This is a genomic window from Methylobacterium segetis, from assembly GCF_004348265.1.
Lineage (GTDB): Bacteria > Pseudomonadota > Alphaproteobacteria > Rhizobiales > Beijerinckiaceae > Methylobacterium > Methylobacterium segetis.
Window position 1 is genome coordinate 61,734 of the sequence record NZ_SMNT01000019.1, and the last position, 6,501, is coordinate 68,234.

General features: G+C 72.7%; 8 protein-coding genes. 2 read left to right on the forward strand and 6 right to left on the reverse strand.

The features are described from left to right. Together E1J50_RS07245 and E1J50_RS07250 are read right to left on the reverse strand one after the other, a co-directional pair. Complete coding sequence (locus E1J50_RS07245) at positions 1-978, reverse strand: hypothetical protein (RefSeq protein WP_165937808.1); 978 nt, start codon at positions 976-978, stop codon at positions 1-3. Positions 979-1,090: 112 nt separating this feature from the next. Continuing rightward, entirely contained in the window at positions 1,091-1,762 is a 672-nt protein-coding gene (locus tag E1J50_RS07250) for an alpha-ketoglutarate-dependent dioxygenase AlkB (protein WP_132251925.1), read from the reverse strand. A gap of 323 nt (positions 1,763-2,085) precedes the next feature. Between E1J50_RS07250 and E1J50_RS07255 the strand changes: the two genes are divergently transcribed. Then, positions 2,086-2,319, forward strand: coding sequence for a hypothetical protein (locus tag E1J50_RS07255; RefSeq protein WP_245516466.1), 234 nt, complete (start codon positions 2,086-2,088; stop codon positions 2,317-2,319). Positions 2,320-2,323: 4 nt separating this feature from the next. Here E1J50_RS07255 and E1J50_RS07260 read toward each other — a convergent pair whose 3' ends face one another. The 3 genes from E1J50_RS07260 to dapB form a co-directional block, all read right to left on the reverse strand. Continuing rightward, positions 2,324-3,046, reverse strand: coding sequence for a sigma-70 family RNA polymerase sigma factor (locus tag E1J50_RS07260; protein ID WP_132251929.1), 723 nt, complete (start codon positions 3,044-3,046; stop codon positions 2,324-2,326). 169 nt (positions 3,047-3,215) lie between these two features. Beyond that, positions 3,216-3,851, reverse strand: a complete 636-nt coding sequence (locus E1J50_RS07265; protein WP_132251931.1) for a 2,3-bisphosphoglycerate-dependent phosphoglycerate mutase — start codon at positions 3,849-3,851, stop codon at positions 3,216-3,218. 84 nt (positions 3,852-3,935) lie between these two features. Then, entirely contained in the window at positions 3,936-4,733 is a 798-nt protein-coding gene (gene dapB, locus E1J50_RS07270) for a 4-hydroxy-tetrahydrodipicolinate reductase (RefSeq protein ID WP_132251933.1), read from the reverse strand. A 217-nt stretch (positions 4,734-4,950) separates the two neighbouring features. Between dapB and E1J50_RS28505 the strand changes: the two genes are divergently transcribed. After that, the gene (locus E1J50_RS28505) at positions 4,951-5,370 is read left to right on the forward strand and encodes a type II toxin-antitoxin system PemK/MazF family toxin (RefSeq protein ID WP_207919164.1); all 420 of its coding nucleotides are present in this window, start codon (positions 4,951-4,953) and stop codon (positions 5,368-5,370) included. A 93-nt stretch (positions 5,371-5,463) separates the two neighbouring features. On the opposite strand, the gene E1J50_RS27175 is transcribed toward E1J50_RS28505, so the two are convergent. Next, positions 5,464-6,501: hypothetical protein (locus E1J50_RS27175; RefSeq protein ID WP_165937809.1), on the reverse strand; the 1,038-nt coding region annotated here is incomplete at its 5' end.

The window sequence follows — 6,501 nt, forward strand, 5'->3', positions numbered from 1 at the left end:
CTACTTGACCTGCACGCTGTCGACGACCTCGCGGAACTTCGCCAGCGTGCCCTCGCGCTGGTCCTCGCGCACGACGCCGACCGCGCGCAGGTAGCCGTCCGGCGCGAAGCGGATCGTCTGCGAGACGACGACGGGGACGTTGGTCGGCAGGTCGGTGGCCCGGGCCACGATCTCGTGCCAGTCGACGCCGTTCTGCCGGTAGCTCTGCGAGCGCTCGATCACGAAATCCTTCATGGTCTGGTTGGCGTAGAGGGCGGCGCGGGCGAAGCCGTCGCGCTGCTCGGGAGCCGGCGGCGGCTGCACGGCCTGGGCCAGAACCAGGATCGGCTGCTCCAGGCTGACCATCTGGTCCTTCGGGCCCTGCGTCAGCAGCACCGAATTGCCGCCGAGCACCCGCACGGGCCGGAAGCCGGCCGGGTTCGCGATGCGGAAGGGCAGGGACTCGACCTGCTGGTCGAGGCTGAGCGCGGGCCGGATCGTCACCCCCGTCACCATGCCGCGCATGGTCTCCTCGGTCTCGGCGCCGGGCAGCGCCTGGGCGATGATGATGCCGGTGACGGTCGGGTCGCCGACGAGGAGAAGCCATTTCTGAACCGCGGGACCCACCGCGCCGCCCTCCGGCGGCTGCTCGCCCGTGAAGAGCACCGCGTCGGCCCCGCCCGCGACCTTCAGCGCCTCGCGCTTCTGCACCACGAAGCCCTGGCTCTTCAGGTTCTCGTCGGTGAAGTTCTTCTCGAGATCCCCGAAGGCCGCCGCCGGCAACTCGACCACCGAGACCGTGGCGCCCCCCTCCTTGCGCTCGAAGCCGGAGAAGCGGCGCGAGGGCGCCATGTCGGAGGGCGGCTCGAAGCCGAAGCGGGAGCCCGAGGGGAAGATCGGCTCGGCCAGCGCCGGCCCGCACAGGAGGGCGGCGAGGCCGAGGGCGAGGACACCTGCGATCGGGCGCGCAGGGAGAGAGGTGGCGTGACGCAGCCGCATCGAACAGGATTCTCCGCTTCTCGCCCCGGTTCGTCCGAGGATTCGGGGACCGGCGCCGCTGCCCGGGCGCGTCTCCTCCGGATGCGATGCGTCGGCGCCCGTGGCGCCGGTGTCAAGCCGCGGGAGTCCCTCCCAGCCGCGTCACGCGGCGCAGGGTCAGGTTGCAGCGCCAGCCCGGCGGCAGGAAGTCCGGGCGCGGCGCCGCCGGCTCCGCGAGGAGGTCCGCCGCCTCGGCGAGGATGCGGTCGATCCCGTGGAAGGCGAGGCGGGAGGGACCGCCGATCACCAGGGCGTCGCCCGGTTCGAGCCGGACGGACCGTGTCGGGTCGCCCCGCCTCGTGCCGCCGTAGCGGAACAGGGCCGGGGCCCCGAGGGAGAGGGACAGGACGGGGGCGTCGAGATCCTCCTCGTCCCGGTCCTGGTGCAGGCCCATCCGCGCGCCGGGGGCGTAGAGGTTGACGAGGCAGGCCTCGGGCGGCGGCGCGTCGGCGGCGAGCCGCTCCCAGGCCGCCCGTGCGACGGCCGGGATCTCAGGCCAGGGCGCGCCCGTCTCCGGGTGCCGGAGCTGGTAGCGGTAGCCGTCCGCGTCCGAGACCCAGCCGAGCGGGCCGCGATTGCTCATCCGCACCGAGAAGGGGCGTCCCGTGCGCGGCATGCGGGGCGTATAGAACGGGGCGCATGCAAGCCCGCCCGCGAGTTCGCGCCCGAGCTCGGCCTGCGCCGCCGCGTCGAGATGCCCCGGATGGTGGATCAGCCCCGGCGCGAGCGCGACCCCGCCCGTCACCGGCGGCCCCTCGACGGGCGCGACGGGCCATCGTCCGGGCGATCGGGCCCGGCATCCCTGCCCCGCGCGCGGCTCGGCGCAGACGAGAATGGTCGCATCCGTCTCTCCTGTCGGCCCACCCCCCTGCGGGCCGGGCCGGGCCGGCGCCGGGCGCGGGAAAGCGGGGCCGGACAGCCCGGCCCGACGATGGCCCGCGACAGGGGCCTGCCCTCGCGAGGACCTCGTCGCGCGGGAGGGGACCGAACGGTTTCCGCCCTCCGCGCGTTCCCATCGTCCGTCGGCAGGGGTAGGCAGGGGAGCGCAGGATGATGAGCTGGCGGCCCATGGACAGGGCCCCTCGGGATGGCCGGTGGATCATCGCGATCGACCGGCACGATCCGGACCGGCGCGCGGTGATCCGCTGGGATCCGCGCCGCTTCGGCGATGCGCGGCCCTGGCGGGTCGCCTCCTGCGAGCACAGCTACCCGCAGGACGCCTTCACCGACTGGCAGCCCTTTCCCGACTGCCCGGCCGGCGCGGAGGGACAGGCGCACGCGCGCGAGCCGGAGCCGGGCTGAGAGCTCAGGCCGGCACGGCGCCGTCGACGCGCGCCCCGAGCGCGCCCGAGAGGGTGGCCCGGGCCCGGCTGACCCGGCTCTTCACGGTTCCGACCTGGCAGCCGAGCCGTGCGGCCGCCTCCTCGTAGGTGCAGCCCTCGGCGCCCACGAGGATCAGGGCCTGGCGCTGCGGCAGGGGCAGGGCCGCGATCCTCTCCCAGACGGCCCGGAGCGTCGAGGCGTCCTCCTGGTCGGCCGGCGCGGTGAGCTGGCCGGCATGGGTGCCGTCCGCGTCCTCGACCTCGCGCTTGGCCCGCCGCAACTCGGTGTAGAACTGGTTGCGCAGGATGGTGAACAGCCACGCCGTGAAGTTGGTGCCGGGCCGGAAGCGATCCTGGTTCGCCCAGGCCTTGATCATCGTCTCCTGAACGAGGTCGTCGACCCGGCTGACATTGCCGCAGAGGGAGAGCGCGAAGGTGCGCAGGGCCGGCAACGACCGGATCAGGTCGTCGCGGAAGCCGCTCGCGACCGCAGCCCCGCGCGCGGCCAGCGCCGCCTCGAAGCGCGTCACGAGGCCCGCGAGGCGGGGGGTGAGCGGCTCCTGCTCCGTGAGCTGGAAATAATCGCGCAGCGGCAGGGAGAGGTGGTCGCGCAGGGCGGCCGAGAGACCGTCCCGGTCGAGACGGGGGATGTCGTCCGCGCCCTCCTGCCTGCTGGTCCCTCTGGTCCCTCGCAAGCCGCTCGTCATACCCGCCGGACACCCTCGGAGGCCGAAGCTCGGCCGCACATTCCACTCAGCCGTTTAAAGTCATTCCAAATTCTTTGGCAATGAAAACTTGGGAGGGATCGGCAACGATCTGCGCGCCGTCGCCCCCGAGCCACCCCGCGAACCCTGCGCGCGGCGCGCCCCGCCCGCCTCAATCCTGATCGATGTCGCGCTCCAGCACGGTCTTCATCAGGACCGTGGTGTCGGCCTTGAGGCGGTAGACGAGGGGGATGCCGGTGGCGATCTCGAGCCCCGCGATGGTGGCGGGCGTCATCCGGTCGAGGACCATGACGAGGGCGCGCAGCGAATTGCCGTGGGCGGCCACCAGCACCCGGTCGCCCGCCATCACGCGGGGCAGGATCGTCTCGATGTAGTAGGGCAGGACGCGCGCGGCGGTGTCCTTGAGGCTCTCGCCGCCGGGGGGCGGCACGTCATAGGAGCGGCGCCACTTGTGCACCTGCTCGTCGCCCCAGCGGTCGCGGGCGTCGTCCTTGTTGAGGCCGGACAGGTCGCCGTAATCCCGCTCGTTGAGGGCCTGGGAGCGGACCACCTCGATGTCGGAGAGATCCATCTCGCCGAGCATCAGGGAGCAGGTGCGCTGCGCCCGCTTCAGGTTCGAGGTGAAGGCGACGTCGAAGCCGTAGCCCTGGTCGCGCAGCCAGCGCCCGGCCTTGCGGGCCTCCTCGATGCCGAGCTCGGTCAGGTCCGGGTCGCGCCAGCCGGTGAACAGCTTCTTCAGGTTCCACTCGCTCTGACCGTGGCGAGCGAGGACGAGCAGGCGGTCCATCGGGACGGTTCCTTGTGCGGTTCGGTCGGGGCGTCTCGACCGCGCTCTAGCAGAGGGGGCGGGAGGGCTGAAGCTTGGGCTCGGTTACAGGCCGAGGACGTCTGTCATGCTGTAGAGCCCGGGCCTCTGCGGAAAGGCCCAGAGCGCCGCCTTCACGGCGCCGCGGGCGAAGATGCCCCGGTCCTCCGCGTGGTGGCTGAGCGTGATCCGCTCGCCCGGCCCCGCGAAGGTGACGCTGTGGTCGCCGACGACGGTGCCGCCCCGCAGGGTCGCGAAGCCGATGTCGCCGGGGCGCCGCGCGCCCGTCTGTCCGTCGCGGGTCGAGACCCGGACGTCGGGCAGGCGGACGCCGCGCCCCTCGGCCGCGGCCTCGCCGAGGAGGAGGGCGGTGCCGGACGGCGCGTCGACCTTCATGCGGTGGTGCATCTCGACGATCTCGATGTCGAACTCCTCGCCGAGCGCGGCGGCGACCTTGCGCACGAGGCTCGCCACGAGATTGACGCCGAGCGACATGTTGCCCGAGCGCACGATGCGGGCGTGGTGGGCGGCGGCCGCGAGCTTGGCGAGGTCGCCCTCCGACAGGCCGGTCGTGCCGACGACGTGCACGATGCGCGCCTGCGCGGCGAGCTCGGCGAAGTGGGTGGTGGCGGCGGGTGTGGTGAAGTCGAGCACGCCCTCGGCGGCGGCGAAGACGGGCAGCGGGTCGTCGGTCACGGGCACGCCGAGGGGGGGCAGGCCGGCGAGCGTGCCGGCATCCTGCCCGAGCGCGGCCGAGCCCGCGCGCTCGATCGCCCCGGCGAGGGAGCACCCGTCCGCCTCCGCCACCGCGCGGATCAGCATCCGCCCCATGCGCCCGTCGGCGCCGACCACGACGAGCCGCATCGTCCTCATCCCGCTGAGAGTGCTGGGGGAGCGGGGTACAGGGTCGGCCGGCCGGTGCCAAGCCCGCGTGTGGACGGGTCCGTCAGGGACGGCGGGACAGAACAAAATAGACAGTGATAGGAGTTAAGGGCTAGATCGGTGGGAGAATAGTCGCGGTGCGGTCAACATGACGACAGAGGAGGCCGGTCGCCCGCCGAGAGTGAAGCCCAGGCTTCGGATGGCGCCAAAGGTCCGCGACTTCTACTGGTGCGATTTCCCGGTCGATGCCCATCTGCCGGAATTCTGGAAGCGCCGTCCGGTTATCGTGATCGCCACGGACCGCACGCTCTCGGGGGCGGTCACCGTGGTTCCCTGCAGCTCGCAACCGCAGCCTGAAAATCGGTGGGCATACCGGCTCGCGACAACGATCGACGGCTCTCCCGAATCCTGGGCGATCTGCGATAAGCCGACGACCCGCGGTCAGCCGGCTCTCTCCCGCCAAGCCCGGCAAAGTGCGTCTCCCGGAGCCGGAGTTCACGATTCTCCTGAGATTGCTGCTGGCGTGGCTTCCGACGCCGCGGAGCTGAGTGGGTCGCACCGGCCGACATTGACGGGGCAGGCTCGCTTTCCTATCTTGATCGGACCTGCGGCCCCGTAAGGGTGTCCGTCTTCCCGGCTATCGCGCCGGGAGCTACGTGCCGAGGGGGAGCTCGCGAGGGCTCCCCCTCGGTCGTTTTCGGGCAGCACGCCGCTACCGCGCCCCCACAGTCCGCACAGACCACGTCGCCCAGTAGGTCGGCCGGCCGTAGACGGTCGAGGCGTCCGTGCCGTCCTCGCGCGGGGCGAGGCGGTCGAGCCAGGTCAGGAAGCCCGCCTTGGTGGAGAAGCTCGTGGGCGTGTCGAGGTTGCCGTAGCGGTCGGTCATCCAGAAATGGTGCGTCCGGCCGTAACGGCCGCTGCCGTCGCCGCCCGAGCGCAGGCCGAGATAGGCGGCCGAGCGCATCGCCGCCACGGGCTCGGCGTACCAAGTCAGCCCGGCCAGCGCTCCGATCGAGAGATCGGCCGTGTACTGCACGCAGAGATCCGAGACCGGGCCGCCGGGGGCGTTGGCGGGGCGGTTGCAGGCATAGGCCACCGCCCAGCGATCCATCCCCTTCGCCTTGGCCACCCGCACGAGGCTCGCCGCCGGCAGGGGCTCGGCCACGGTGCGGGGCGCCGACCAGACCCGGTCGACGGTGAGGTCGCGGCTGGTGCGCAGGTAGAGGGCCGTGCGCCGCTTGAGAACGGGCTCGTTGCAATCGGCGGGGATCACGTCCGTGTAGAACCAGTGATAGGTCTGATCGACCACGCTGATCGAGCCGACGAGACCCTGCGTGTCGAAGCCCCGGCCCGGGCAATTCCCGTAGATCGGCTTGCCCGCCTCGTCGAGCACCGCCGCCGGGCTCGGGTTGTCCCCGTCCCGCGCTCCGTCCCGCGCCGCGGCGCGCCCGCGGGCGCGGCGCGTCCGGCGGCCCGTCTCCGCCTCGGGCTGGAACGGCACCCAGGCCGGGTTGCCGTCCTCGCCCCGGCCGCGGATGTCGAAGCGCTCGAAATCGTAGGTGCGGGCCTGGATCTGGACGCGGCGCAGGCTGCCGGCCTCGGTCGCCGCCGTGGCGAGGAGGAAGACGTAGTAATATTCGTCGCCCGCCCAGTTCCGGCCCGTCACCACCACGGGGTCGCGGGCGGCGATCCCCTCCGTCGCGGCCTCGGCCGGCGCCGCGGCGGGCTCGCGCTCGCGCTCGCGCGTCCG